General features: G+C 58.0%; 19 protein-coding genes and 1 tRNA gene. 5 read left to right on the forward strand and 15 right to left on the reverse strand.

Annotated features, from left to right (window positions below; translation table 11 throughout):
• Positions 1 to 94: 94 nt before the first annotated feature.
• The 3 genes from ED655_RS07210 to ED655_RS07220 all read right to left on the reverse strand — a co-directional run bounded on the left by ED655_RS07210 (position 95) and on the right by ED655_RS07220 (position 5,630).
• Entirely contained in the window at positions 95 to 2,119 is a 2,025-nt protein-coding gene (locus tag ED655_RS07210; RefSeq protein WP_122049551.1) for a discoidin domain-containing protein, read from the reverse strand.
• A complete protein-coding gene (locus ED655_RS07215; protein ID WP_122049552.1) occupies positions 2,119 to 4,092 on the reverse strand; it encodes a discoidin domain-containing protein in 1,974 nt (657 codons plus the stop codon). The genes ED655_RS07210 and ED655_RS07215 overlap by 1 nt, the downstream gene beginning before the upstream one ends.
• A gap of 350 nt (positions 4,093 to 4,442) precedes the next feature.
• Positions 4,443 to 5,630: a hypothetical protein gene (locus ED655_RS07220; protein ID WP_122049553.1), complete on the reverse strand. Its 1,188-nt coding sequence runs from the start codon at positions 5,628 to 5,630 to the stop codon at positions 4,443 to 4,445.
• Positions 5,631 to 5,809: 179 nt separating this feature from the next.
• Here ED655_RS07220 and ED655_RS07225 point away from each other — a divergent pair, with 179 nt between their 5' ends.
• Positions 5,810 to 7,204 carry a glycoside hydrolase family 32 protein gene (locus ED655_RS07225; protein ID WP_122049554.1) on the forward strand — a complete coding sequence of 465 codons (1,395 nt, stop codon included), beginning with the start codon at positions 5,810 to 5,812 and terminating at the stop codon, positions 7,202 to 7,204.
• 11 nt (positions 7,205 to 7,215) lie between these two features.
• Here ED655_RS07225 and ED655_RS07230 read toward each other — a convergent pair whose 3' ends face one another.
• The 7 genes from ED655_RS07230 to ED655_RS07260 all read right to left on the reverse strand — a co-directional run bounded on the left by ED655_RS07230 (position 7,216) and on the right by ED655_RS07260 (position 16,543).
• On the reverse strand, positions 7,216 to 8,103 hold the full coding sequence (locus tag ED655_RS07230; RefSeq protein ID WP_240993545.1) for an endonuclease/exonuclease/phosphatase family protein: 888 nt from the start codon (positions 8,101 to 8,103) through the stop codon (positions 7,216 to 7,218).
• Positions 8,087 to 8,761: a carbonic anhydrase gene (locus ED655_RS07235; RefSeq protein WP_023977340.1), complete on the reverse strand. Its 675-nt coding sequence runs from the start codon at positions 8,759 to 8,761 to the stop codon at positions 8,087 to 8,089. The genes ED655_RS07230 and ED655_RS07235 overlap by 17 nt, the downstream gene beginning before the upstream one ends.
• Positions 8,762 to 8,896: 135 nt before the next feature.
• Entirely contained in the window at positions 8,897 to 11,548 is a 2,652-nt protein-coding gene (gene alaS / locus ED655_RS07240) for an alanine--tRNA ligase (protein ID WP_122049555.1), read from the reverse strand.
• A gap of 90 nt (positions 11,549 to 11,638) precedes the next feature.
• Positions 11,639 to 12,145, reverse strand: a complete 507-nt coding sequence (locus tag ED655_RS07245) for a GtrA family protein (protein WP_122049556.1) — start codon at positions 12,143 to 12,145, stop codon at positions 11,639 to 11,641.
• Positions 12,146 to 12,339: 194 nt separating this feature from the next.
• Entirely contained in the window at positions 12,340 to 12,915 is a 576-nt protein-coding gene (gene pnuC, locus ED655_RS07250; RefSeq protein WP_122049557.1) for a nicotinamide riboside transporter PnuC, read from the reverse strand.
• Entirely contained in the window at positions 12,915 to 14,153 is a 1,239-nt protein-coding gene (locus ED655_RS07255; protein ID WP_122049558.1) for a phosphotransferase enzyme family protein, read from the reverse strand. Before ED655_RS07255 ends, pnuC begins: the two co-directional genes overlap by 1 nt.
• Entirely contained in the window at positions 14,153 to 16,543 is a 2,391-nt protein-coding gene (locus ED655_RS07260; RefSeq protein WP_122049559.1) for a TonB-dependent receptor, read from the reverse strand. The genes ED655_RS07255 and ED655_RS07260 overlap by 1 nt, the downstream gene beginning before the upstream one ends.
• 300 nt (positions 16,544 to 16,843) lie before the next feature.
• On the opposite strand from ED655_RS07260, the gene ED655_RS07265 reads away from it, so the two are divergent.
• Positions 16,844 to 17,365, forward strand: coding sequence for a hypothetical protein (locus tag ED655_RS07265; RefSeq protein ID WP_122049560.1), 522 nt, complete (start codon positions 16,844 to 16,846; stop codon positions 17,363 to 17,365).
• Here the strand turns inward: ED655_RS07265 and ED655_RS07270 are convergent.
• From ED655_RS07270 to ED655_RS07280, 3 genes are all read right to left on the reverse strand, one after another.
• On the reverse strand, positions 17,344 to 18,669 hold the full coding sequence (locus ED655_RS07270; RefSeq protein ID WP_240993546.1) for an arabinose transporter: 1,326 nt from the start codon (positions 18,667 to 18,669) through the stop codon (positions 17,344 to 17,346). The two genes, ED655_RS07265 and ED655_RS07270, sit on opposite strands and share 22 nt — an antisense overlap.
• Positions 18,670 to 18,885: 216 nt before the next feature.
• Entirely contained in the window at positions 18,886 to 20,268 is a 1,383-nt protein-coding gene (locus ED655_RS07275) for an amidase (protein WP_122049561.1), read from the reverse strand.
• A gap of 45 nt (positions 20,269 to 20,313) precedes the next feature.
• Positions 20,314 to 21,117 (reverse strand): NAD kinase, encoded by an 804-nt coding sequence (locus ED655_RS07280; RefSeq protein ID WP_122049562.1) that lies wholly within the window; start codon positions 21,115 to 21,117, stop codon positions 20,314 to 20,316.
• Between the two features lie 238 nt (positions 21,118 to 21,355).
• Between ED655_RS07280 and moaB the strand changes: the two genes are divergently transcribed.
• Positions 21,356 to 21,886, forward strand: a complete 531-nt coding sequence (moaB, locus tag ED655_RS07285; RefSeq protein WP_122049563.1) for a molybdenum cofactor biosynthesis protein B — start codon at positions 21,356 to 21,358, stop codon at positions 21,884 to 21,886.
• 2 nt (positions 21,887 to 21,888) lie between these two features.
• On the opposite strand, the gene ED655_RS07290 is transcribed toward moaB, so the two are convergent.
• A complete protein-coding gene (locus ED655_RS07290; protein WP_122049564.1) occupies positions 21,889 to 24,978 on the reverse strand; it encodes a glycoside hydrolase family 99-like domain-containing protein in 3,090 nt (1,029 codons plus the stop codon).
• Between ED655_RS07290 and ED655_RS07295 the strand changes: the two genes are divergently transcribed.
• Positions 24,942 to 25,018: transfer RNA gene (locus tag ED655_RS07295), tRNA-Met, on the forward strand. The two genes, ED655_RS07290 and ED655_RS07295, sit on opposite strands and share 37 nt — an antisense overlap.
• A gap of 160 nt (positions 25,019 to 25,178) precedes the next feature.
• Here the strand turns inward: ED655_RS07295 and ED655_RS15480 are convergent.
• Positions 25,179 to 25,421, reverse strand: a complete 243-nt coding sequence (locus ED655_RS15480) for a hypothetical protein (RefSeq protein ID WP_162993424.1) — start codon at positions 25,419 to 25,421, stop codon at positions 25,179 to 25,181.
• Positions 25,422 to 25,635: 214 nt separating this feature from the next.
• Between ED655_RS15480 and ED655_RS07300 the strand changes: the two genes are divergently transcribed.
• Positions 25,636 to 26,136, forward strand: coding sequence for a hypothetical protein (locus ED655_RS07300; protein ID WP_240993547.1), 501 nt, complete (start codon positions 25,636 to 25,638; stop codon positions 26,134 to 26,136).
• The last annotated feature ends 485 nt before the right edge of the window (positions 26,137 to 26,621 follow it).

Genomic DNA, 26,621 nt, shown 5'->3' on the forward strand with positions numbered 1-26,621 from the left:
GACGAGGCCGAAAAATACCTGCGTGCCGGTTCTCAGGCACAATCATCCCGGACTGAAAGGTATCGGGACACTGCCGCGATACCTTTCGATATTCTCAAACCGGTACAGCGCCAAAGCTCAGTCTGAGCCTGATGGAGGTCCTGTCAAACATGGGTACGCCAAGCCAGATTTCGCCCTTGTGATTTTCCGGACGCAGAAAGTAGAAATGACGTTCGTTGCCTTCGTCTTCCTGAAGGATCGGAAGCCACGCTTCGTCATGACTGCCATCTGAGCGCCTCACGTTCATGAGCAACTGCTCATGAGCGTGGTCGAAGGGGCGCGTCAGGGTGAGGCGGAATACTTCCGCCCTTTCGCCTTGGAGCGCGGAGAGGAACAGAACCGCCCAGACTTCACTCCACCAGTGATCCCCGGGGTTGGCGTAATCCGGAACTGTGTCGAGGAGAAGTGTCGTTGTCGACCCGTCTTCGGCAAGCTCTGCCTGTATTCGCGTCTCGTGGTCAATGTGGCGCTTGGTCTGGAACCAGGCCGCACCTCGGGAGGATTCTGTGACAGGGAGACCTGAAAAGAGATCATGGCCCCCGATCACGCCTGGGGGTGCATGGGCAATCGTTTGGGTAGCTATCCATTGCACGCGCCCCCAGCGTGCGTCGCTACGCCACCCTCGTGTAAGGGGGGTATAGGTTTCGCAAGCACGCAGTGCTGCGTTGAAATGCGCAGCGAGGGCGCGGTCGAGAATGCGCTGATGCTGCGTGTTTGCCGAGCCGGGCTTTGCCAGATCAGCGAGCAGATCGCGGCTCCATGCATTGGACAATGCGGCTGTTGGTATTGCGTCGGGATTCCGGCTGAACCACTTGACCTGACACATATGGGCAGGAAGCTTCTGTGCGAATTCCAGCAGATCCGGGAAGCTGAGTTCCCGGATCGGCTCCCAGAGCATATGACAGATATTCGTGAACTGTCCCTTGGCGAAGCGACGAAAGAACGTGACCGGCAGAAACTCTTCCAGAGCGAGCGTTTTCTGTGTCGGATTTGCGAAATAGCCATCGCATCGCCGGAGCACGGCAATGCGCTGGTAGAGCGCGTCCCATTCCTCGCGATCTGCAAATAGTCCTTCGATCTGATTGATCGAGATGAGGGGGATATCGGCCTCATCAATAAGGTAGCGGCGAAACGGCTCGGCTTCCTGCAGATTGTCCCAAACCCAGGCCTCACCTTTGGGGACGCTCTCGAGTGGTACGTCAATCAGATAGTGCCGCGTCATGCCGACCGGTGCGACATTGCCTGAGGTGAGATGCTCCACGGTCCTGGCAATATCGAATGGCCGGATGAACAAACCGTTGGAAGCGCAGGTACAGAAGTAGTCGAACCCGGAAAAGACATGGAGCGCCTCGCCGTATGACTCCATGTGACCCAGGAGAAGCGTGCCCCCCCATTTCTTGCGCTCCACGCGTCCATTGAACACATGGATGCGCCTGTGAGATAGCAGGGGATGAGGGGGAATGTCGCGACCGGACGGGAAATTCACGACGAGAGAACAGTTTTCGTCGGTGTAGTTCAGGAAGTTCTGAAGATAGACGGCGAGAAACGCATCCTCCTCATTGTAGTTTGTCGCGAATACGACCTTGTGCGCCCGATCTATGGCTGGTCGGCGCGGCTGGATACGGCACTCTGCCTCTTGCAGCTCATGACCGAAGACGCGGACGCTTCTGAGATGGAGATGATCCCAGTTATCCAGTCTGATCCTCACGAACCGGGCGCATACGTCGCCGGGAAATTCGACCTTGTAACCATCCTGCTCGTTGCAACCGAAAACCTTGTGGTCTGTCTTGGAAAAGACCTCGTCCCATGAATTGCCATCCATTGAGACAAGGACGGTGAACATGCGGCTGCGAACCGGCCAGTAATCGGTGTTGACCAGCAGAACACTGTCGATCGCGCAGGGGCGTTCCAGATCCACCTGCCACCAGGGAAACCATTCAGCCGCCGTCTGGAAGCTGGAATACGCGTCCTGTGCCGATACGCCCTCACTGGCGATCTGCTCCAGTGGCAGTACGAAATCGGGATGTTTCGAGCTTTGGGTAGCAGGCTTGCCAAGCGCGAGGTCTGTTATCTTTCTCATTATTCTGCCTCGTGGCTCTGCTTCTGACGGCAGGTCTTGAAGTCGGGTCCCACAGCAAGAGACACTTCCGCCGTAGCGTTGCAAAAGACGGGCAGACCTATCCAGACCTGGAGGTCGTTTCCGCGTGCCTCACGAACGAAATAGTGCCGTTCGGTTTCATGGTCGCGCTCGAGCCTGTCAGCATAATCGACGGTATAGCCGAACTCATCATAGAAGACGGTGCGGGAGAACACATCATGAGGGACACACCGATCCTTGCGGATTGTCATACGGAATACGGAACTGCCCTGCATTCCGGACAGGTAAAGGTAACCCTGCAGGTGAACGCCGGAGACTGGACCTCCATCTTTCGAGACAGCGCTGCACGATAGCCTTAGCGTCGTGTCTCCCTCGCTGTTCTCGTAGAGCGACATGGAGAGTGAGACCAGCTGCCCGGTTGCTTCCATGAACAGGATGGCAGGCGGGACACGCATGTCCCGAAGACCGGGGATATCGGGATAGATCTGCTGGCGCTCGCAGGCGATATCGCGCATCGACCAGTGAAACCCGCGTCGACCCTGCGTCTCCGAATCCCACCATTTGTCAGTGATCGGACCGAAACGCTCCGATTTGGTGATGCTTTTCAGGAGCGTCGTGATGAGTGTTGTTTCCTGAAAGCTTGCAAGGGTCGCATGTTGCTGATGCGTCCGTGATACGAGGGCACGACCCCAATCGGTGGTGACCGCCATGGTTGACTGCGCAATCGGCGCCCGGTCGAACCATTTCATGGCGCATAGATGCGCGGGGAGATGGGGCACCATAGTGATGAGGTCGTCGACCGTCGTCTGGCGGGTTCCGGACCACAGAACCCTGCAGATATGAGTATATTCGCCACTCCCGAACTTGTTGAAAATGGAGGTGGGAAGCAGCTCTTCGAGAGCCATGAAGTTTTCGAAAGAGATGTATCTTTCCAGGCCGGTGATAAGGTTTCGCCTCTCCTGGATATGTTCCCACTCTTCACGCCGGGCAAACAGACCCTCGATTTGTGTGACCGAGACGCGATCAAGCTCAAGGCTGTTCCTGAGATACTGACCCAACCCCTCGCTGTTCCTGAGATGATGCCACATCCAGGTGCCGTGATAGGTCGGATTGACCGGATCAACCTCCTGGTCGAGCTCATAGGCGCGTTCGCAGGCGACCGGAACAGGAGAGGCGAGCGGTAACTGCATGATAGCAGCTGCGACATCGAAGGGCCGGACGAGGAGGCTATTGGACGCCATGGTTGCGAAGTAACGAAAGTCCGGAAAGACCGATCGCGCCTCTTCATAGGATTCGATATGACCGACCAGAAGGGTGTGGCCCCATTTCTCCCTTTTGGTCTGACCGTTGAAGATATGTATCCTCGGGCTGCGCCCACGCGCGTCATCAGGAATTCGGCGATCGTTGGGGAAATTCAGAGCAAGGCAGATATTTTCGGAAGTATAAGCCAGGAAATTGTCAATATAGCGACTCAGGAACGCGTCTGACTCGTTGAAGAGGGTCGAGAATACGACTCTGGAATCATCTGCCTGACGCTCGAAGATGGTGATGTCATCAGACACGGAGCGTTCATGCCCCTGGAGTTCCTGCGTGGAAAAGACAACCGTATTGAACGCCAGGCACCCATACGCATCTGCCCGTATGCGGATATAGCGCGTAGCGAAAACCCGGTCGAACCGCACCTGGAAATTGTGAGAATCTTCCGGCTCGTGCAACGCCTGCGTCCACAGAGGCAGCCAATGTTCCCCGTCATCGGAAATCATGATGGTCAACAGGGGAGGTTGGCGGTCTTCGCCCTGCAGCCCCTTGAGGGAGAAGCCTTCGAGACGCATCGGCTTGGCGAGATCGACCTGCCACCAGGGAAACCATTGCCGCTCGGACCTGAAGCCGCTGGCAGGATTGGGAGAGCCATGCGAACTTGCCGTTATGGTGGCGACACCGGATATTCCGTTCATAAAGCAGGACCCTCTTTCCCTAATAACCACATGAACGCGCCAAACCCCTCCTATAGGTGAAGGGAAAGTGTTTCTATGTTGTGAGGATTAAAGCACCTGCTCAGCTTATCACGCAAGTTCGTGAACATTACTTATGATGAAACACCTATGCGTGACATGATCAGGATTTGATGCCTTGAGTTCCGGCCCTGTTATGCCTGCATAGATGGGTAATGGGTCGAGAGGGCATATTGTATCGCGCGATGAGAAACTGCCATTATATTTGTATTCGACCTGAGTGGTGGAATTCTCTTGTGCGCACTTGTTTTTATCGAAAGCCGGGAACAGCCTCTCTGTTTTTGGGTCGGGCATCAAGGTGAGGAAACGACCTTGATCTGTATCTCGACGTTGACGGCACCATTGACCACGGGATTGACTGAATTCGGCACAATGGCGACTGCAACACAATCGCCATCCACCACATCTGCCGGCACTGTTTCGATGGCATTTGCCTGCTTCATGACTGAGTCCAGACCGTCACCCACAAGTGTCAGATCAAGAAGCCGGGTTGTGTCTGGCCCGAATATCAGGCTGGGATTGGGTGCATTCCCGGCACCACTTCGGTCGTTCCACATGAACTTGTCGGGCGAATGACCCGGGAAGGCGCGCTGGCAACTGTCATGCCGGTAGATCGCCACAATGTCGCGCACGCTCCACTTGCCTTTACCCTTGGGGAGACCAGCGAAATCGGCGGGCGCCGTGGCGGACACGTTGCCATAGAGACTGATCAGCTTGCCCGGATGGATGGGCCCCCTGGGTGAGACGGGCAGCACGGTATAGGCGTTGAGCACAGGGCCGTGCGCGGTGCTGGGTGAGACGATGAATTCCGAATCAAGGCCTGTATAGGTCTGTCTTGTCCATCGCGGTGCACCCGTGTCGTAAAGAAGTTGCAGATCGCTGCTCATCGTATAGGGCAGGTTGGCAAAATCAGTCCCGTCAAAACTGAGGAAGATACATCCGCCCGGCCTGATATGCATGGGCAGCCTTTCAGGCAGAACAAGCGCGACGGGGAAGGTTTCCTTGCCGGGTCGCGCCTGTTTGACGATCACGCCGGCAAGGCCCTGGCTCGGAAACCGGGCATAGATTTCGGCATAGCTTCCGATTGTCTGCCCCGAAACCGGACAATTGCCTTCAGTCGTGTAGGCAATACCAAACAGCGTCTCGGAGTTGACGGCACCGTGCAGGGCAGGGTTTGCTACGCTTGTCGTTGACAGAGTTCCTGTCAGCCCCCTGAAGTTGACATCCGGTGGGAGGTTGTCCGGGAGTTTGAACGCGTAGAGGTTCTTGACCTGAAAGGATGTCGTTTTTTTGGTAAGCTCCGCTTTCATGGGAAGCCGGAGAAGACCCGATGCGTTCAATCGGGCGTCGGGGGCTGCGCCCGCGGGCGGGCCTGTGAGACTGCTCAGGAAGAGAGAGGCGAGCAGGACACGCTTCATGAGAGCGTTGCGTATGACGAGTGCCGGAAACGGTATGAGGTCATGTCTATAAGCATGTGTCATGAAATCTGTATCCGGCTATTGTGGTAGTTTTTCACAATACTCAAAATATTGTTTTGTTGGAGATTAGCACGTTGGTTGGGAAGATAGAAGAACCTACCCCTGACAAGCGTAATCGTTCCTTTATATGTGAAAATCCCCACGATCAGGACCAGATAGGACGTCGTTTCTTCATTGGTGGCATGGCGCTGCTTCTGGCAGGCGGGCGGTCAACCCCGGCTATGGCAGCGCAGCGTTTTCCGCCTGATCACATGATTGCCTCCGACCCGTTCAGGCCCATCAGTCATTTCGCGGCACCAAGAGGCTGGATGAATGATCCGTGCGGCCCGATATGGGTCGACGGTGTCTATCACCTTTTCTATCAGTGGAATCCCGAATCAGCGTTGTGGGACAACATGCACTGGGGGCATGCGACCAGCGCCGATCTGGTCAACTGGGTCTACCGCCCTGTCGCCCTCTCACCGCAACATGACGGTCCTGACAGGGACGGTGTTTTTACAGGCGATGTCGTGATCGATTCAGGGCGGGCGGTCGCCATATATACAGGTTTCCGGTTTGACCGTGCTCAGGCGCAGGTCCAGTGCATGGCCACTTCAGATCTGGATATGATTCACTGGACCCAGAGCGCTACCCCTGTCCTTGCCGCTGGTCCCGACCATCTCAAGATCGGGGGATTTCGCGACCCCAAACTATGGAGGGAGGACAAGACCTGGATCATGCTGGTGGGCAGCAAGATTGACGGTCTTGGCGGAGTGATCCTCAGGTATGAAAGCCCGGACCTCAAGGACTGGTCCTTCAGGCGCATCTTTTATGGTCCATCAGATCTTCATGGAGGTGATGATGTTCTGGAGTGCCCGGATTTCTTCAGCCTGGGCACCTGTCACGCCCTTGTCTTCTCCATCAACTCCGTGGTGCATGTCGTAACCGGCCAATACGAAAAAGGTCAGTTCCAGCCGGTAAGACAGGATGTGCTCGGCTATGGGGGATTTTACGCAGCCAGAAGTTTCCTCGATGCACAGGGGCGCCGCACGGTACTGGGGTGGCTGACCGAGAAGCCGTGGCAGGCTGGCGAGGCAGCATCGCGCGGCTGGAGCGGTGTATTGTCTTACCCCCGCCTTCTCGCAGCAGACGCCGAGGGACAGGTCTTGGCAACGCTCCACCCTGAAATGGAAAGTATGACAGGCGAGGAACTATTTGACGGGGTCCTGCGCGCCGGCATGAGTATTGATGGTCCACAGGTCAGAATTCGCGTCAGATTTGAGGCGCTGGCCCCAGGTAGCATGGTTTTTGCACATACTGACCGTTACATGCATCTGGATTTTGACCCGGCGGCGAAAAACAGAGAACTCGCATGCAACGAGGACCGCGCACCTCTGCCCAAGACGCCGGACGTCACGCTTGATATCTATGTCGATGGCAGCGTCATAGAGATCTTTACCTCAACCGGTAAGACGCTGAGTGCGAGGGCCTACGGCAATCCGAGCCGACCTTTCACATTGTCAGGGACCGGCTGTTTCGCGAATGCAAGATGTCAGGTTCATGCCCTGTTACCGGCAAGGTTTCGCTATGCCGAATGAGTCGCCCGGATTCAGCGTTTCGCTCGAGCGGGCACCAGGATTTTTACCGAAACCGGACAGTGATCGGAGAGCAAATAGCCTCCATTGTCCGCATACGTCATGACCCTGAGGCTGTCGGGAATGAGCCATGAGCGTATCGGACCGCCAATCACGATGTGGTCGATGAAATAGGTGCCTCCCTCGCAGGGGCTCGCGTGCCCTGCGGTGGCAAGGACAGGGCTGAGCGTCTCACTCATCTGACGGTAATAGGGATCGGTAAGCGTCAGACGTCGGTTGAAGTCTCCCAAAACGATATAGGGTTCGCCTTCATCTTCGCGTTCCGCCATCCAGTTTGCCACGAGCGTGATCTGCTCGCGCAGGATTGGACAGGCATGATCACGTTCGGTCCAACTGCGGTCCCAGCATCCGGACTTGAGATGCACTGCCAGCAGACGCAATATCGTGGAGCCGTCTGAAACCGTTGCATCCATGGCTGGACGCAGGGCGTGGCCTCCGTGGAAGGACGAGCGGTCGAATGCCTGCAAGCTGATCACAGAGTTGATGTGCCAGGGCTTGCGAAGAACCACACCGAGGTTCTGGGCGATTGGTGCGTGGGTAAGGGCGATCGAATACACAGGCGACGGGAACAGCTGTCGCAATGCCGTTTCATCGCTCACTTCCTGAACCGCCAGGATATCGGCGTTCAGCCTGTCCGCATAGGTCTGGAGAGCTTGCCAGTCCCGCGTATTTCGATGCGGGGCATCCTCGGGCAGGAGTGGGCTGCTCGCGGGGAGGAGGGTCAGCCAGTCAAGATTCCATGTGGTGAGCTTGACCGGTGTACCTGGTGCCGCACTGGCTGTCTGGATAAAGGTCCAGACAACCAGAAAGCCAAATCGGGCGTGATCAGACCTTGACGCCAAGATCGCCCAGAACGTCACGAACGGTCCGCTCCTGGCGGGTCTGCTCGTCAATCACGACAACCTGGCCCGACCCGATATCGTAGAACCAGCCCTGTAGCGCGATCTCTCCAGCGGCAAGGGCACCCACCACGGCTGGGTGGGTACGCAGATGGGCAAGCTGAAGCAGAACGTTCTGCTGTGCCAACTCCTTGACAGTCTCCGGGCCAGCGTCTTCAGCCTTGAGGGGGCCCAGCGCGGCGCGGGCTGCTTCGGCATTACGCAGCCAGCGCTGCACCGTCGGCATAGCATCGAATTTCGGGTTGTTCAGGTCGCACAGGGCGCCCATCGCACCGCAATTGGAGTGACCGCACACAACGATGTGCTTCACCTTGAGGACGAGCACCGCGTACTCGATGGCCGACGAGACGGCACCGAGCATTTCGCCATGCGGAGGAACGATATTGCCGACATTGCGCACAATGAAGAGATCGCCCGGCGATGTCTGGGTGATCATGCTCGGATTGATGCGGCTATCGGAGCAGGTGATGAACAGGGTGGAAGGCGACTGGCCATCGGCAAGGCTTTCAAAGAGCTCGCGATGCTCTTCATAAACCTCGTCGTCGAAATGCTGTACGCCCTTGAGAAGGGCAACCAGGCTGTTTTCGATTTCACTTTTCATCGTGACCTCATCTGAAAAGGGGGTGTGGCTTGCTGTGAGTTTTACGCCACACCTGGAACTCAGATGATTCGGATGCCGTGGTTTTGATTAGGTGTCCATGCCAGAACGGCATGGTTCACCCTTTGTCATGAACGCTCAGGCTGAAAGCGTTTTTCTGAGTGAATCGAACACGGCGTCACTATTGGGCTGCGGACCACCAGCCTGCGCCATATCCGGCCGACCGCCGCCGCCCTTGCCGCCCATCTCGGCTGACGCCAAACGGACCAGATCGACCGCGTTGAAACGGTCATTCAGGTCTTTTGTGACAGCAACGACAACACTGCCTTTGCCTTCAGCGGTGGAGATCAGCGCGACAACGCCGCTCCCGATCTGCTTGGTGATGGCCTCGGCCATGTTCTTGAGCTCACGTGGCGCCACGTCACCCAGATCACGCGGCACGAAGGTTACGCCATTGATGGACTCGCTGGCCGAATCGGCCTGACCCGTTGCCAGACGCTTCTGAAGCTCCGAAACCTGCCGTTCCAGCGCCCGACGCTCCTCGACCAGCGCGGCGAGGCGATCCGGAGCCTCGGCAATTGTGGCCTTCAGAAGATCGGCCATACGGCGCAGACGCTCATCCGCCTCAATGGCCAGACGGTCGGCAGCAACACCGCAAACGGCCTCGATGCGGCGCACGCCAGCCGAAACACCGCTTTCCGAGACAATGCGGAACGGCCCGATTTCGCCCGTGCGTCCGACATGGGTGCCACCACAAAGCTCGATGGAATAGGCTCCGCGCGTCTCATCGCCCAGCCCCATCGAGACCACGCGGACCTCATCGCCGTATTTCTCGCCGAACAATGCCATGGCGCCTTCAGCGACCGCGGTCTCGGGGGTCATGATGCGCGTTTCGACAGCACTGTTTTCGCGAATGCGAGCATTTACCTCACGCTCGACGAGCGCCAGTTCTTCTGCCGTGATGGGGCGAGGCTGCGAAACGTCAAAGCGCAGGCGCTCCGGCGCATTCAGACTGCCTTTCTGGGCCACATGGTCGCCAAGCTGGCGGCGCAGCGCTTCGTGCAGCAGGTGAGTTGCGGAGTGATGACCCCGCACAGCCTGACGGCGGGTATGATCGATCTCGGCTGTGACCGATGTTCCCGGGCGCACAACGCCCTCGATCACACGGCCATAATGCACGAGCAGATCGCCATTGCGCTTCTGGGTATCGGTTATCTCGATGCGCAAATTCTCGCCAACCAGCACGCCGTGATCGCCTACCTGGCCGCCACTCTCGCCGTAGAAGGGGGTCTGGTTCAGCAGGATGGCAATCTCATCACCGGCCGACGCGCTTTCGCTTTCGGTTCCGGCCTTGGCAATCAGTACGACCTCGGCATCGGCTTTTTCCGACGAGTAGCCCAGAAATTCCGAGGCACCAAAGCGCTCGCGGGCATCGAACCAGATGGTTTCCGCAGCGGCATCGCCAGAGCCTACCCACGCCGCACGGGCACGGGCGCGTTGCTCTGCCATGGCGGCCTCGAAACCGGCCACATCGACAGTGCGACCCTGTTCGCGCAGCGCATCCTGCGTAAGGTCGAGCGGGAAGCCGAATGTGTCGTAAAGCTTGAAGGCCACGTCGCCGGGGAGGGCACCGCCCTCGGCCACGCGGGCGGTTTCGTCCTCAAGCAGCGACATGCCGCGTTCCAGCAGGGCGGTGAAGCGCTCTTCCTCGCCCTTCATTGTTTCAGCAATCAGGGATTGGTGCTGAACGAGTTCGGGATAGGCCGTTCCCATCTGCCGGATCAGGGCAGGAAGCAGGCGATAGAAAACCGGCTCGGTCGCGCCCAGACGCTGGAGATGGCGCATGGCGCGACGCATGATGCGGCGCAGCACGTAGCCACGACCATCCTTGGAGGGCATCACCCCATCTGCAATCAGGAAGGCTGTCGAGCGCAGATGGTCGGCCACGACACGGTGGCTGGCGCGCAGTGACCCATCAGGATCGGTGCTGAGCGCGTTTGCCGTGGCTTCGACCAGGCTGCGCAGCACATCGGTGTCGTACACGTCGCGCTTGCCCTGCATCACGGCTGCAAAGCGCTCGAGGCCCATGCCGGTATCAATCGAAGGGCGGGGCAGCGGCGCACGCGTGCCCGGAGGACCTTCGAGATACTGCATGAAAACGAGGTTCCAGATCTCGACAAACCGGTCGCCGTCCTCCTCGGGCGAGCCCGGAGGGCCGCCCCAGACATCAGGGCCGTGATCGAAAAAGATTTCCGAGCACGGACCACAGGGGCCCGTATCGCCCATGCGCCAGAAATTATCAGCCGTCGGGATACGGATGATCTTCTCTTCAGGCAGGCCCGCGATCTTGCGCCACAGGCCAGCCGCTTCTTCATCCTCGGCATAGACCGTGGCGAGCAGCTTTTCCTTCGGCAGACCGTAGCCCTTGGTCAGGAGGTTCCAGGCGAATTCGATCGCTTCGGCCTTGAAATAGTCACCGAAGGAGAAATTGCCGAGCATTTCAAAAAAGGTCAGATGACGAGCCGTGTAGCCCACATTGTCCAGATCGTTATGCTTGCCGCCTGCGCGCACGACCTTCTGCGCCGTCGTTGCACGCGTATAGGGGCGTGTTTCCTGCCCGGTGAACACGTTCTTGAACGGCACCATGCCAGCATTGGTGAAGAGCAGCGTGGGATCGTTCTGCGGCACCAGCGAGGCCGAGGGAACGATCTTGTGGCCCTGGTCTCCGAAATACTTCAGAAACGCGCTGCGCAGCTCATTTGTGGTGGTGTTATGGATCGGTGTGGTCATGGCGCGAGCAGAAAATCCCGATTGCGGCGTGAAGATGGCATCTCCACTAGAGCAAAGAGACCGCAAAGGAAATGTTTTGCGCGCGTCGGCTCAGGATTCCAGATCGTGATCGGCAGGGTCGACATTCAGATCGACCGCCATCTGCGCCAGTTCCATGGGCGTTTCAGGAACCTTGGCCCGAAAGACAAGCTTGCGTGACAGGTTGAAATTGGCCATCAGCCCCATGAGAGACCCCGCCGCCAAAGGCACGGCAACATGCTGTGAACAGAATGGAATGGTGAAGCACAGCGTGTAGACCGTCCCGCGATTGAGCAGGAACCCAAAGCTGTTGGCGGCCAAAAAACGCAGCCATTGCAGTATGGGGTGGTCGCGATGGGCGACGCTGCGAAATGTCCAGAGCTGGTTGAGCAACCAGTTCAGGCTGGCCACCAGAAAATAGGACAGCAATGTGGCTGCTGTCAGGCCGAGTTCGGGGCGAAGCAGATAGACAATCAGAATATCCCAGACCAGACCAAGGGCACCGATAACGCCAAAGCGCAGGAACTGCGTTATCAGCTGTCGGGGCGCACGCGGATAGAAGATCCGTTTCTTGAGCACGTCGCTGGGGCCTTTCGCATCATGAAATCGGGGTCAAGCTGGTAGGGCCATTGGGGGTCGGATGCAAGCGAAGTCGGGGAGGAAGCTTGGGTTTCTGGAGCGCTTAGGCCCGCTATCAGCCGGGCCCCGGTTTCCACGGTGCGTGGTGGCTTGGAGGCAAGGAGGCAGAACGGGAAGAGCAATGCAGCCGGGTGTCATATTTTATCCAGTCCGGCCCCTCTGGCCGTGGATCGCCAGTGATACCAGGCATTGGCAGCCAGCCCGACCAGTATGGCGTAAAGACCGGCGCTGACCCATAGGCTGCGTGTGAGGAACAGCGCCACGTAGGCGGTATCGATGGCAACCCAGAGTGGCCAGCACAGCATGATTCGCCGGGCGGTCCAGATCTGCGCGACGAGGCTCAGCGCGCTCAGTGCGGCATCAGTGAATGGGGCCGGGTCGTCCGTCCAGTGATCCAGACCATAGCCCAGTGCCGCACTGGCGATCAGGCCAACCACAATATCTCGTACCAACGCCGTATGGCGAGGCGATGCTACACGCACGCCCATCTGCTCGCGCGGGGCGTGAGACCATGCGTACCAGCCACGTAGCAGGAACGCGCAAAACACAAGCTGCAAGGCCGAATCTGCCCAGAGTCGTGCCTGAGCAAAGACGACCAGATAGAGCAGAGCGGCAATCAGGGAGACTGGCCACCCCGACACCCGGCGTTGGCCGGTCAGCCAGATCCCCGCCACGGTGAACAGCGCCGCAATGGCCTCGAGAGGGGACATCAGGCTCTTGCCGGAGGGGTTGCGACAAGCTGGCAAAGATCGCGACCGGGTGGTGACGCAAACCAGTCGAGATGACCGATCAGATAGGTCTCCCACGTCACTTTGGCAGTGTCAGGAGCACGCAGCAGGGTGTCGTAGTACCAGACTTCCGAACAGGCGAAGGCCACATGGGCAAGAGGCAACATGGCGGCGATTTCTTCCCGATCATGCGGGCCTAGCGCCTCTTCCTGATCGTATCCGGCGAGGAAAGCGGCCGTGTGATCGGGCCTTGTGGCATAATCCACCGACTGCTCCATCTGCACGAAGTCGCGTTTACTGGTTGGCGACACGGCGCGTGGGTTCATCCAGTCAACCATGCTGCGTTCGAGGGCTACGGCGATATCGAAAGTGCGGGTCGTGAGATCGGCCATCCCGAAATCGAACGGTGCCCTGACGATCATGCGGTCAGGCAGACTCTGCCCTCCTGCCTCGCTGTCCCAGATGAGGTTGGACCCGTGCCAATCGCCATGCCCCCAATGCAAGGCCGCCGTTTTGAGAAACGGTCGGGCCTGCGTGATGGCGGGCGTGAGTGCCGCGATCAACGGGGACAATCCGCCTTGCCGGTCGAGCGCTTCGCTCAGCGCAGGCTGAGCCTGAACCCAGCCGCGTAAGGCGATCTCTGGATCAGAAACACCAAGAAACGGGGTGAGGGCAGAAACCAGTGGGACTGTCGAACGTGAGGGAGCCTTGAAACCGCGTGCGGCCCGATGAAAACGGGCGAGGGCACTTCCTGCCTCAAAAGCCTCGTCGTGGCTGCGATAGGGCTCCCATGACATGGTGTCACGGTAGAGGTCCAGCCCGTTGAGGGCGGGGAAACATTCATAGCACCATTCGCCGCTCACAAGGATTGTGCCGCATGCCCCTGCGCTTTCGTTCGTACACTCGCGGGGGCAGGCGACCGGCGAGCCGTTCTGTGAGAGGTGAAAGATCAGACGGTGCTCTTCCGCCAGCGCCCCCCTGTCACGAAGCCGATGATGGTGGCGCTTGAGGAACCATACCTGACCCGCCGGATCGCTGACACGCGCGACCGCAGAAAATGGCCGTGCGCTATGCCACGAGATCGGCGCCGTGCTTTTAAGTCCGAAAGCTGCGAGGACGTGCTCTGCCTCATCCTTGGTGATGAGCGGCCAGTCGCGCTGTGCCTCCTTGCCCCAGAGGCCGAATTGCCCGATCTGTTCTGACGCGCCCGGCTCTGTCATCAGAACCCGGCGGTCGCAGTGGCCAGGGCCGAGAACCCGCCGCCGATATAATAATCCGGCGATGATCCTGCGATGGTCGATCCATACCGCCCTGTCGTGTCGCGGGCATTGAGTGTGGGGTCGGCAATCCCCGACAGGTAATGCTCATTGGTAATGTTGATGAAGTTGAGCCGCAGGGACGGTGCCTTTAGTCGGGAGAGATCCGAGAAACGATATCCGACCGTAAGATTGCCCGTCGTATGATCGCTTATACGCTCGTCATTCATGAACGTTGCGTATTGGCGTCCCGTGTACTGAATGGCTGCAAAACCGAAGACGTGCCCGTCATCATAGGTCAGACCAGCTGAAGCCTGGAGTTTCGGGCTGCGCACGGCTGTCTTGCCGGAGGTGGGCAGCAGGTCACCGCCGCTCGCGATATCGTTGTCGATCGTCGCATGGAGGTACTCGCCTGAGAGATATGGCGCAAAATGATGCCAGGGTTTCAGGCCGATCTCGATATCCACACCACGCGATGTCTGGCCACCGGCATTCATGGTGGACTGGATGGGGGTGTTGTTGACCAGCACCTGCGTCTGAATTTGCCTGTTCGTGAAGTTGTAGTTGAAGAAGGTCAGGCTTCCTGTCACGAGTGGACCGGTATAGCGATAGCCGATTTCTTCAGAGATCGAATATTCGTTGCGCAGATTAAGCGTGCCAGTCGTACTGATGTCGCCGGAACTGGTGTCATAAACGTTATACAGCGCAGTGAAAGCCGGAGCGCGGAAGTTGGTCGTGGCGTTCAGGAAGATCTGATGCTGGGGCGTGATCTGGAAGCGCAGACCCAGACGGGGGAGCGGCACTGCGCTATTGCTCGCGACACGATACTGTGGTCCGGGGACGGCATTGGTACCAACGCGGCTGACCATAACCTCCTTGAACCCGGCCTCGACAAGCAGGCGGTCAGACAGGAAATGCATCCTGTCACCCACATAAAGCGCATTGGCCATGCTGATGGTGTGCGTGTCGCCCGCAAGATAGATGCGCCCGTTGCTCAGCCGCACGAAATTGCCGGTACCGCTGCCCCAGATATTGGCCGAAGCGCCGTTCTCGCGCACGGGTGAGAAGGACTGGACCTCGTGATCATCGCCGTAATCGAACCAGTAGCCAGCAAAGAGTTCGTTCCATCCCTGCTTCCAGGCAAGCTCCGATGTGAATCCTGAGCGATAGCTGCGCTGGGTATAATTGGCACGTACGATGGCCGAACCATCATCAGAGCTGGGGAGGGTAAGCGTGTCCGTAAGAGCCTGCGTACCGGTATAGAGACCGCTGAGAGGCAGGGTCGATCCCCCCGGCACATTGCCATAGGCGCCCTGCGCATAGGGTGTGGCCTTCAGTGTGAGGTGATCGGTGAGCGCAAGCGAGACCGGCGCTCCCATGTAGAGCGTCCGTTCGGGCGCACGCCAGAGGCGCTGGTAATAGGGGCCGGTCTCCTGATCCTGCGGGTCGTAGCGCGATGCCAACGCATTGCCCGACGAGACCCCATATTCCCTGAACTGGTCCTTTGACACCTGCGGGTAATAACTGGTGATCGTGCTGTTGAAGCTGCCGACAAGTCCTGCGTGGGAACGCTCTCCGATGTCACGCACGAGCTTGAAGTCGATATGGTGGCGCATGTCATGGCCGGGGCCACGCCAGTTCTCGGCGCTGGTATGGGAATAGGAAACAAAGCCCCGTAACCCTGTGTGGCCGATTATCCCCGTATCCAGCCGGATGAATTCGCGGTTGGTGTTGTACGAGCCATAGGAGGCCGACATCGTCCCCCCGGCCTTGTGCGCCGGATCGCGAAAATCGAGACTCATCAATCCGCCCGCGGCGTTGAGCACAGGACTGTCGAGATCCGCCTCACCCTGGGCGAGGGCAATCTGCCGATAATTCTCGCTATCGGCAAACTGGCTCGGATAGCCGGAATAGAAGGCGAGATCATTGAGAGGCATGCCTTCGAGCACATAGCCGATGGAATCCGTGTTCAGCCCACGCACCGAGATTGTTGTCTGGGGAGAAAGCCCCATCGCATCGGATGAGGCCACATTGGCCCCGGGCAACATGGAAACAAGCTGATAGGCGCTCGATATCGGAGCCTGCCTGGCAATGAAAGCGCTATCGACCGTGCTGACTGCCTTGATGCCGTGCTGCGGATGAATGAGCCCACCGCCGCGCTCGGCATCGCGCTTTTCAGGCTCGGTGGCCTTGACTGTGATTTGTTCGGCCTTGCGCACGTGGCTTGCGCGGGTCGCTCCTGTCGTGTCGTGGCTCTCCTTCAGCGTCGAGGCGACGGAAGGTATGGGCGCGAGGCAAATTCCCAGAGTACAGACGCCGCAGAGCAGACCGTTGCGGCGCGGCGAAAAAAACATTTTCCGGGAGGTGGGCGGCACAGGCATGGTCCAGTCATGGGATGGCAAGTTTCTGGCAAGGCGAGTGAAAGCAGGTCTCATATCGGGAAGATGGAAACAATCGTTTTCACGACGTTACCGATGGTCTCCCGTGCCCGTTCGGGTCCGGTAGGGAAAAACACGACTATTCCCAGACGAGGGACGAGGCAGGATAGGCCGGTAAAATCACTGCGGGGCTGAGACAGGATGACTTGTAATGAGATACCTGTGATCCGGTAGATTCTTCTGCTAAAATTGCCCGCAAAGAGGGAGATCATCTCAATGCTTGCAGAGTATATTGCAGCTTACACGAAGGACTGGATTGTCAAACGCGATACGGATGCCTCACCCCATCGCATAACCGGTGATGACATTGACTTCCTGACACGTCTGATCGCCGGACAGGCCGGTCTATCGCTCGATGATGCGCTGCAGAATATGCGTGTTACGCTTGATGGATGGTTGACGCAACGTGCACGAGGCGAGCGTCCGTCAGGCTTCGGAACAGCTGATTTCGAGGCATTTCTGGGGTTTTTACCCAGTATGCAGACATCGGATGAGCCGGAACGCCCTGATGATTCCAAAAATGGTGATCCATCTGTCGTCGCATCGCCGGAAATGTCCCGGCAGGCCGTGGAATCGCCTGTTGATGCCGAGCCTGAGGCGTTTCTGCCGGAGGAGCGCCGGGGCGAAGAGATGCGTGACATTCCGGTTCCTACCCGCCGCCTGCCGCGTGAGAGCCCGGCTCATGATCTTTTTGCTGATCTCGAATTCTCGAGATTTCACGTCGAGCACGGGGTTTGATCGCGTTTCCCCGGCATGTCGGCCCGACGCAATCTGAGAACCAGAGCGAGGCCAGACAAGGCGCAGATCATACCGAGGATGAAGATAGCCTTGTACCCGAAGCAGTCCGATATCACGCCCGCAGCGGGTCCGCTTACTGCATATGACAGGTCCTGAAAGGCGGCAAATCCGCCAAGGGCGGTCGCCCGCATTGTGCCTGAGACCCTTTTGATGACTTCGATCCCCATCGAAGGATAGATGAGTGAGCAACCGGCACCTGTGAGCACCGCGCCCGCCAGGGCCAGGGCTGGGATGGGCGCGAATGCGATGCACGCCTGACCGGCACATTCGATGAGCAGAGACACGCTGGCCACAGTCAGTCCGCCCAGACGGTCGGGCATATGCCCGCAGAAGAGCCTTCCAGCAACGAAGGCGAGACCAAAACAGGTCAGGCCAAGGCTACCGAAGCGCCAATGCTCATGGATGAAATATACAGACAGGAATGCGCCAAGAACCGCAAACCCTACACCTTGCAGGGCAACGACAAGACCATAGGGGCGTATGATGCCCAGAACGGGCCAGAACGACTCCCGCTCACCAGTCAATATGGGAGCAGGGGGCACGCGCTGGACGATGGCAAGACCAAGGCATGGCAGGGCAACCGAGACGGCCATGAGGGATGAGAAGCCCGCAAGGTGGAAAAGCTCGAGGCCAATGGGTCCGCCAAATGCAAAAGCGCCATACATGGCGGCGCCAGTCCAGGTCAGCACTTTTCCTGCCCCTTCGGCTCCTGTTAGTCCGATACCCCACCCATGCATGCCAACCAGTGTATAACTCTCACCAATGCCAAGAAGCAGCCGGCCGACGATAAGCAGGGCAAAGCCAAAAGAATGGGGCATGAAACCGAACCCCGAAACCAGACAGATCGCACTCGCAATGACGTAAAGGCACAAGCCGAGACGCATGGAAGTGCGGCCGCCGCGCCGATCGGCAAAACCGCCCGCGATCGTGCGCGTCAGAATAGTCGAGAGAAAGGCTGATCCCACGGCAAGGCCAGCCAGAGCGTTTCCATATCCCGGCCATGAAGTGACGAAAGGGGGTATGACGGCAAGCGGCATGGCGACCGCCATGTAGGATAACAGAAGAGCAACTGTCAGAGGCGGCAGGAAACGCGTGTCGGGGACGATCGTGTCATTGTCTTGACTGATGGCCGCGTCATCTTCACGTGGCGTGTGGCCCTGTCCGATCATGACGCGATCCTCCCGAGTGCTGCGGCCCGCCTCGTCCGCAGGTGAGACACCTGCCTGCCGCGCCAACCGGGCCATGTGGATGGTCCGGTGCTGCTACCGGAAGGAGATGAAGCTACTGTCTGGGCCCAAGCGGCTCAAATAACGGATTGGTGACGGGCCGTACCATGCGCTGACCTCGCTGTATGGCTGACATACACGAGAGAAATTGAGCGCGATCATGTCAGTCAGGAATTGTATTGGCTTTCCTTGGGTTTGTCGGCGCGAGTTCCATGCAATGCGCACGTCGTCTCTTCAGGCGTTCAGCCGTGCCTCACACCGTCGTGCAATGCGTTCCAGCTTCCTGTCCTGGCCATTATTTGCTGTCAGCATGATTCCTGCTGCAAGCCCCTTCCAGTTGACTGGCAGGCTGAACGAGCAGCCGTCAAGCAGGTTGGCAAGAGAAGGATTGCGCAGAACAAGACGATTATACCGGGCATACATGTCAGGTTCCGCGCATGCATCAATCCTGGGAGGCAGGATAGGGCTGGTGGGGCAGATCATGGCGTCAAATCCTGCCATATCGGCGTTGAACCGGGCGATGAGTTTCTGGCGCTCGATGAAAAGCTGTCGCAATGTCTGAACACTGACCTGTTCACCCGTCATCATCCTCTCGCTCACGCGTGGATCAAACTGCGGGCGATGATGGAGCAGGTCATCATGGAAATAATGATAGGATTCCGCAGCGACGATCTGGGCCTGAACGTTCAGATCCGCAACATCCTGCAAGAGAGGAAGGGGCTGGCGGACGATTTCGATCCCGCCACTTTCGAGATGACGGAGCACCGTTTCGAATACAGCCAGAACCTGTGCATCAGCGTCATTGCGAATGAATGATGTTGGCAGGAGGAGCCTGGGACTACGCTCGACAGGTTCCGGTTGTGCCCATTCGGAAAACGACCCGCCAGACATGATATGGTCGAGCAGGGCACAGTCATTAACATCCTGCGCAATACTGCCAATACTGTCGAAGCTGGGTGAGAGGGGGATCATGCCGGCGCGTCCGATGCGTCCGGCAGTTGGCTTGAATCCTGTTAGCGCGTTCATGGCGGCAGGTATGCGGCATGATCCCCCGGTATCGGAACCTATGGCGGCCAGGGCGGCGCCTGTAGCGACCGATACGGCACCACCCGAACTCGACCCGCCCGGTATCGCCTTTCCGTCATCGACCAGGGTATTCCATGGCTGCGGGCCGTGAGGGTTGAGCCCCAGACCGGAATAGGCAAATTCGGTCATCTGTGTTCGACCGATAAAGATGAATCCGGCAGCGCGCAGGGGTGCGATCGCTTCCGCATCGGCCAGGGCTGGGGGTCTGTCAGCCAGAATGACCGAACCGGCCCTGGTGATCTGACCCTTGATGTCAAAAAGATCCTTTATCGAAATCGGCAATCCCGCCCATGGAGAGGCGTGATAGCCCTTTGCCCTTATCCTGTCGGCGGCATCAGCATATTGGCGCGCTCTCTCAGGCGAGAAATCACCAGTATAGGCAGCCCGGGCATTCTCACAGGTCTCGATTTTCTCCAGGCAGCTTTCCACGAGTGACCGACTGGAGACATCGCCTCTTTCAAGACGCTGGGCTGCGGTAACCAGTGTATCGGCGTGGGGATCAAAACTTGTTCCATTGACGGGACTGCTCATGGGCTGTGCCTTCTTGCTTGTTATGTTTCTTTTACCTTGTCCTGTTTATTCTGCGAATTGCTCCGCGATGATCCTTTCGGAAAGGCCGTGATCAGGGTCGAAGAGGATCGTTGCGGTGATCGAGCGGTCTTCACTGACGACGGCTTCGACCACATCGCGAACCTCCAGAAAGTCAGCGACAGCAGCACAGGGACGCTTGTCCTGTTCCAGAAGCGTGAAGCGGACCACTGCGGATGACGGAAGCAAGGCGCCGCGCCAGCGTCGCGGTCGGAAAGCCGAGATGGGGGTGAGGGGAAGCAGATTGGCTGTGAGGGGAACAATCGGCCCATGCGCCGAGAGATTATAGGCGGTCGAGCCAGCGGGTGTGGCGACAATCACACCGTCACAGATCAGTTCTGGCAGCCTGACGCGTTGATCAACCTCGATCCTGATCTTCACTGCCTGACGTGTCTGGCGAAAGAGGAAGACGTCGTTGAAGGCGATACCTTCGTGGAACGTCCCATCGCGTCCTGTCGCCTTCATGCGCAGGGGATGTAACTCCGAGGATTGCGCCCTGGTAAGTCGCGCAACCAGATCCTCGTCCGATATCGTATTGAGCAGGAATCCAACCGAGCCACAATTCAGCCCATAGACCGGAATGCCGTGTTCGGCCACCTTGTGCAGGATCTCGAGCAGGAAGCCATCGCCGCCAAGGCAGACCGCAACCTCAGCCAGTTCAAGTGCGCAATCGCCGTAGGATTCGATAAGTCTCTGCCTGGTTCTCTGTGCAATATCAGTCGGAGAGGCGAGGAATGCGATACGTTCTGGTGGTTGCCTGAACCATCGTTGCGGCGTGGGTGCGAGGGTCATTACAGCGTCATGTGCCGCTGGAATAGGGTTGGTTCAGCTAGCCTGACGATACGCAACGATCCATCCATTCATAATGGGGTAACGCAGAGGGAGTATCCAACACTAACGAGCCTGACACGACACCGCAACTGGTCGCCGTATCTACGACGTTGCATGGCTTCGCTGATCCACCGTGGCGCTTTGTTTTGGGTGACGCTATTTGTTTCTGTCTCTCCCTATCTGCAAGGTGTTTCCAGCCATGAGCCCGACGCAAAAACAGGCCGCCTTCATTCCCTGCCGGATTGCCGTTCTGACCATATCTGATACGCGTGACCTTGCATCGGACCGGTCAGGTGCGATCCTCGCGGAGCGTGTGCAGGCTGCCGGTCATGAACTGGCCATGCGTGCGATCGTTCCGGACGATCTGGACCTGATTGTGTCCCGCCTGCGCGAGTGGATTGCACGCGATGATGTGGACGTCGTGATCACCACAGGTGGGACAGGTGTGACAGGCAGGGATGTCACGCCCGAAGCATTCTCACAGGTTGTCGAAAAAGATATCCCCGGATTTGGCGAACTCTTGCGCATGCTCTCCTATGCGAAGATCGGGACTTCCACCATCCAGTCGCGTGCCACGGCCGGTGTCGCACGGGGCACATTCCTTTTCGCTCTGCCGGGGTCAACCGGAGCGGTGCGTGATGGCTGGGATGACATATTGGTGCATCAACTCGACAGTCGACACCGGCCTTGCAACTTCGTCGAACTGATGCCGCGTCTGAACGAGCGTTGAACTCAGGAGAGACGGAGGCGCTTGTTGCGTGTCGACGGGCGTGCTCCGAACTGGGCCCTGAGTGCTGCGCGATACGCTGACTGCCTCGCGGCCAGATCCGCGCCAGCTCCAATCCTTCGGGCAACGAAGTCCTGCATGATCTCGATTTCATCCAGATGCTCGGCCGGATCGAGTGCACCCGTGACCGACCGTTCATGGCGGCGATGGATATTCAGCGGCCGGGCGAGGTAGGCGATCTGCGCGCCGGGTTGGAGCAGAAGCTCCACATAAAGACGCCAGTCTCCCGCCAGACGGAATCTGTCGAGATCGGCCCGGCAGCCTGATAGGGCATCCCTGAACGCGGAGCGCCTGAAAAGGGCCGCGCTGACATTCAGGACAAGATTACAGACCGAAAGACAGTTCCGAACAAAATTTTCACCGTCCATGAGAAGATCGCGATCCAGATCATGCCCGGCATGCTGCTGATAATAGCTCTTGTAATCGGGTGAGATGGTAACGCCATCCTGGTCTATTGATCGACTGTCGCAGAATGCCATGCTCAGCTGCGGGGTCTGGGCGACGATGGCGGTCAGCTCACTGAGGAATTCGGGCTCGGAAAGGTCATCGGCCTCGGCAATCCACACCCATTCGCCCCGGGCCATTTCTGCAGCTGATTGCCACTGTGTGAAGACGGAGCCGCTTTGTCTGGTCTGGCGCACAAGCCTGATCGTGCGATCGAACGATGACGCGGTTTTTTCCGCCAATGTCGCGCTGCCGTCGGATGAGGCATCGTCGATCACGATGATTTCCGTGACAGGGCAGTTCTGCGCGAAGATCGTCCCCAGTCTGGCAGCCAGATACTGGGCGTAATTATATGAAAGAACAACGACGGAGACTGAAGGAAGGTCAGGCATTGCCAGTCCGGCGAGCTGCTGTACGTAGCGATCGAAAGAGAAGCGCCGCCTGAGCACGTCACCACGCTTCTGCCGTTCTGTCAGCGTGCCCTTGCTCGTTGTGGGAGCAGAAAGAATCCAGCTCGCCGTCGCCGGCAGGTCTCCGGGCGTTATTACAGCGTGAGCGTCGTCGCCCTCCTGGATCAGTTCATCCAGCAGGTCCGGAATCATGCCATTGCGGGCAAAAGCCATGCAGGCCAGCCCCGAGGAGAGGGCTTCGAGCACAACAGAAGGATAGGGATCTTCGCGGGAGGTAAGGGTGAAGAGATCGGCGGCGGCAAGAAACGGGCCGACATCCTCCACGCGCCCCGGCAAGTGAAAGCAGTGGGTGGCCTGCGCTGCCTCGAGGTCAGCGGCCAGCGCCTTCTTCAGGCTTTCGTCGACGGCACCTACCCACATGAAATGAACGGGTCTGGTCTGGTCTGAACCTTTGGCACGAGCGGAGCGGCTTGCGTGTGCCCTGGTCGCATATGGCGGCTGGAACACAGGGCTGCGTATGATCTGCCATAGCTGAAGAAAGAGATCGAAGCCCTTGCGTATGTCACCATAACCTACGCCGATTACGACCAGCGCGTTGACGCCTATCCCATAGGCAAGCCTGACGCGGCGCCTGTCAGCGTCCGAAAACACCATCGGATGATAAAGCCCTTGCGGCAGTATGACGGCTTCAGGGCAGAATCTTGTCAGTTGGGCTCCGGGGACGATCACCGATCTGGCAAGGAGCCTTGCCGTTGAAAGGGGTGCCTCGAGCGCATGTTGTCTGATCATGCCGGGTAGTTCATGCACGAGCAGGATGAAGTCGATCCCGGCGCTGGTCAGATCGGGTGCAAGCCAGGTTGAAGCGGCACTGTTGACCAGGGCGGTTCTGAACCCTTCATCGTGTAGAGATTGCAGTCGCTCGCGCCCTGCATTCGTGTTGGGCTTCAATATCTCCACGGTGCCAACCTGCCGGTAGCGTCCCAGAAGGTCACCACCCCCCAGCAGAATGAACGTGATTTCGATCCCATGATTGCGCCGCAAGGTCTCGCCGATTGCGAGCAGTAACATCTGCGCACCGGCCGGGAAGGCGTCGTGACCCACAAGCAAAAGGCGGTGAGAAGAAAAGCAACTGTGGAAACCTGTCACGGCACGCGCTGTCGCATTGAGATAGGCTGCACCAAAATGCACGTCGGGTTCGAGATAAGCGCCTTCAGCCCACTCGTTCCAGGCATTGATGCAAACAATAGGCTCGCCAAAAAAAGGCGCCGCCCGAGCCTGCCGAATGGTTTCGCTTAGCCAGCCTTCATACAGCCGTGGGCTCGATCCGTGCAGAACAAGTCCTGCCCCCTGTCGTCTGGGATCATTGTCCCAGGATGGACAGACTGTGCGTATGCGCGGAAAGGCGGGCTGCGGGTCTGCCAGGGCCTTTCCGACGAGTTCCGCATAATCATATACGCGGGCTGTCATATCCTCATCGAGGATTTGCAGCCTGTTTTCGATAGGTGTGCAATCCACGGTCAGCTTGTGTGGCGGGAATTCTATCACACCATCGAGGCCGAATTCCTCTGGATCATGGTCATTAAAAGCCTGCGCCATGATCATGACAGGCGTAAGGCCATGAACAGTCGAGAACAGACTGCGCCATTGCGCGATCCTCCTCGCAGCGTCAGGTATGGCACCGGGCCGATAGATCATGAAAAGCGGACGATCATCGATCCTGATATAGCGCGGATCCCGCATGTGGCGGGCGAGATCGGCAATCAGGGCTTCGTCATCTTCCTCGACATAATCCTGCGCGATGAGAAGATCCTGGTCGCTTCCATCCCAGCGTCGGCTCCAGCTTTCATTGGCCCACATCAGGCAGAAAGGGATGTCGATATCCGGGGTTCGCAGAAGCGTCTCCATTGGCGTATCGAGCAATCTCCTGCGATTGAACCAGTAGCGATATGCACTGATATCATTGGAATCTTTTCCAGTTAGTTGCCATATGTTCGCCCGTTTCCGACTGTGGTGATGGAAACTTCCCCCTTGTACGGCCCCGCTAGATCGTGCGATTCTGCGTGGGCTGCGGCGACCCGAGAAGAGCGGTGGGGGATCCGCTCCCTGCCGGGTCGGTGAAACTCCGAATAAGCCGCAGCACATGACGTAGGGTGGAGCAGTCCGGTAGCTCGTCAGGCTCATAACCTGAAGGTCGGTGGTTCGAATCCACCCCCTGCAACCAGCGTGCCGGTTCAACTCCGGATCATTGACCGAGGCTCGGTAGCACGAGGGTTCGAATCCCTCCTTAGTTGGCTCTTTGGTAAGAGAGGTCTGGCAGTCGGGAAAGACCGGCACCCATCGTGGTGGTGATAGGCAGGGGCGGCTTTCGGGCCGCCCCTTGCTTATGCGGCGCGAGACAAATGCTGCTCCCAAATTTCAATCAGACGAAAGGCGGCTTCCAGGTTGGGAGTTTGGCCAAGAACGCTGATGCCTTTGTCATGCTCTTCATCGGAGCATTCAAAGAGGAAATATCCGTCAGCATTCATATCTTCTATGCCCAAGGCAAGTAGAGAGTGTCGCGACAAGGAGCCGATATGAAGGAATCTCTTTTCAGAGAGCCTCACGCTTCCTAGTATCTCGTCCATGACCTCATCCTTGCAAAACCGCAGCCCGCGAATATCGGTTAACGATTTGGCCCTTTTTATGGTCTCATCCGATACGGCGAGAAGGGGAATCATACGCCGCGCGAAAAGTCCACCGAAACCTTTGATCACCCGATATGCTGATGTCAGAGGGGCTATATCGTCGTACCTCTCAGACCTTCGAAGAAGCCCTGCTCCGCTGACTGCAGCAGAGGCAATGTTCGAGCAGCGCCTCAATGATTCGAGCGTCTCTTCGCTGAAACAGGACGACGCTCGTAACAGCATTGAGGTCATCCGGTGCCTAATGGGCATGACCAACCAGCTTGGGGGCTATAACTTTGCAATTGCCCCACGGCAGCAAAGCAAAGTTGTCATTGAAGGACTCGAGATATCAATCAGGGCGGATTTACTTGTTTCTGGCGCTAGCCGACTAGGTAAACCCCTTCATGGCGCAGCGGTTCTTCGAATGACGCAGGGTGCTGAGACGGAAGCTGGCAAAGCGAAACGTCAGACAATGGGCCAATACGTCGCTGCACTGACCCGGCACCATGCGGAGAAACATCTGTTCGGTAAGTCTGATGAGATCGCCAGCAAGCTTTGCATGTCGATTGATATCCAGCATGGCGAGGTTTTCACCGCTCCCACTTCCACAACGCGCATGATGAATGATGTCGCGAGCGCATGTCAGTTCATTGTGGCGCTCTGGCCCAGCGTGTGAGCAGATCTTACCGGGCGAACTATTGGGAATTCCTCAATGGTTCAACTATCCGGAATTTCCAGAAGGTTCGGCTGGTCGAAACTTGCGATTTTGCGCAAGTTCGCGAGTTCCTCGTGCCGAGCACATCTCACACCAGTTCGCGCTCGCCTTTTAATTGACTCGCCCCATAAGTTCGCGTTCTGTTCTCCCGCATGACAGACCTGACCCCAGCCTCCGAAGAAGACGTGACATTCGCTATCCGCATGTCGATCTCGCTCGACTACCGGGGTAAGCCAAGGCGCGTGAACGCGAAGATGACCGGGGCGGAGATGGACGCACTGGCCCAGAAGATCACTGAGCAGTTGAAGCGCTCAAACATGTGGCCGCATCGGGGGCCAGGAGCGCCCACGCATCAGGCGCCGGATTACTCAGTGGCTTGGCGGGAGGAAATTGATTGAGCAGGCGCGTAAAATCAATATCGGGATGCTCTTCAATACAGTTAATTA

Source organism: Asaia bogorensis, from assembly GCF_900465345.1.
Classification (GTDB): domain Bacteria; phylum Pseudomonadota; class Alphaproteobacteria; order Acetobacterales; family Acetobacteraceae; genus Asaia; species Asaia bogorensis_A.

Coding starts and splice junctions, on each gene's coding strand:
- ED655_RS07260 (WP_122049559.1), bottom strand. CDS start 16,543: ATGTTTTTTTCGCCGCGCCGCAACGGTCTGCTCTGCGGCGTCTGTACT.
- ED655_RS07275 (WP_122049561.1), bottom strand. CDS start 20,268: ATGAGCAGTCCCGTCAATGGAACAAGTTTTGATCCCCACGCCGATACA.
- ED655_RS07215 (WP_122049552.1), bottom strand. CDS start 4,092: ATGAACGGAATATCCGGTGTCGCCACCATAACGGCAAGTTCGCATGGC.
- alaS (WP_122049555.1), bottom strand. CDS start 11,548: ATGACCACACCGATCCATAACACCACCACAAATGAGCTGCGCAGCGCG.
- ED655_RS07255 (WP_122049558.1), bottom strand. CDS start 14,153: ATGACAGAGCCGGGCGCGTCAGAACAGATCGGGCAATTCGGCCTCTGG.
- ED655_RS07270 (WP_240993546.1), bottom strand. CDS start 18,669: ATGGCCCGGTTGGCGCGGCAGGCAGGTGTCTCACCTGCGGACGAGGCG.
- ED655_RS07235 (WP_023977340.1), bottom strand. CDS start 8,761: ATGAAAAGTGAAATCGAAAACAGCCTGGTTGCCCTTCTCAAGGGCGTA.
- ED655_RS07265 (WP_122049560.1), top strand. CDS start 16,844: ATGCTTGCAGAGTATATTGCAGCTTACACGAAGGACTGGATTGTCAAA.
- ED655_RS07300 (WP_240993547.1), top strand. CDS start 25,636: ATGTTCGAGCAGCGCCTCAATGATTCGAGCGTCTCTTCGCTGAAACAG.
- ED655_RS07225 (WP_122049554.1), top strand. CDS start 5,810: ATGGCGCTGCTTCTGGCAGGCGGGCGGTCAACCCCGGCTATGGCAGCG.
- ED655_RS07280 (WP_122049562.1), bottom strand. CDS start 21,117: ATGACCCTCGCACCCACGCCGCAACGATGGTTCAGGCAACCACCAGAA.
- moaB (WP_122049563.1), top strand. CDS start 21,356: ATGAGCCCGACGCAAAAACAGGCCGCCTTCATTCCCTGCCGGATTGCC.
- ED655_RS15480 (WP_162993424.1), bottom strand. CDS start 25,421: ATGGACGAGATACTAGGAAGCGTGAGGCTCTCTGAAAAGAGATTCCTT.
- ED655_RS07290 (WP_122049564.1), bottom strand. CDS start 24,978: ATGAGCCTGACGAGCTACCGGACTGCTCCACCCTACGTCATGTGCTGC.
- ED655_RS07220 (WP_122049553.1), bottom strand. CDS start 5,630: ATGACACATGCTTATAGACATGACCTCATACCGTTTCCGGCACTCGTC.
- ED655_RS07210 (WP_122049551.1), bottom strand. CDS start 2,119: ATGAGAAAGATAACAGACCTCGCGCTTGGCAAGCCTGCTACCCAAAGC.
- pnuC (WP_122049557.1), bottom strand. CDS start 12,915: ATGTCCCCTCTCGAGGCCATTGCGGCGCTGTTCACCGTGGCGGGGATC.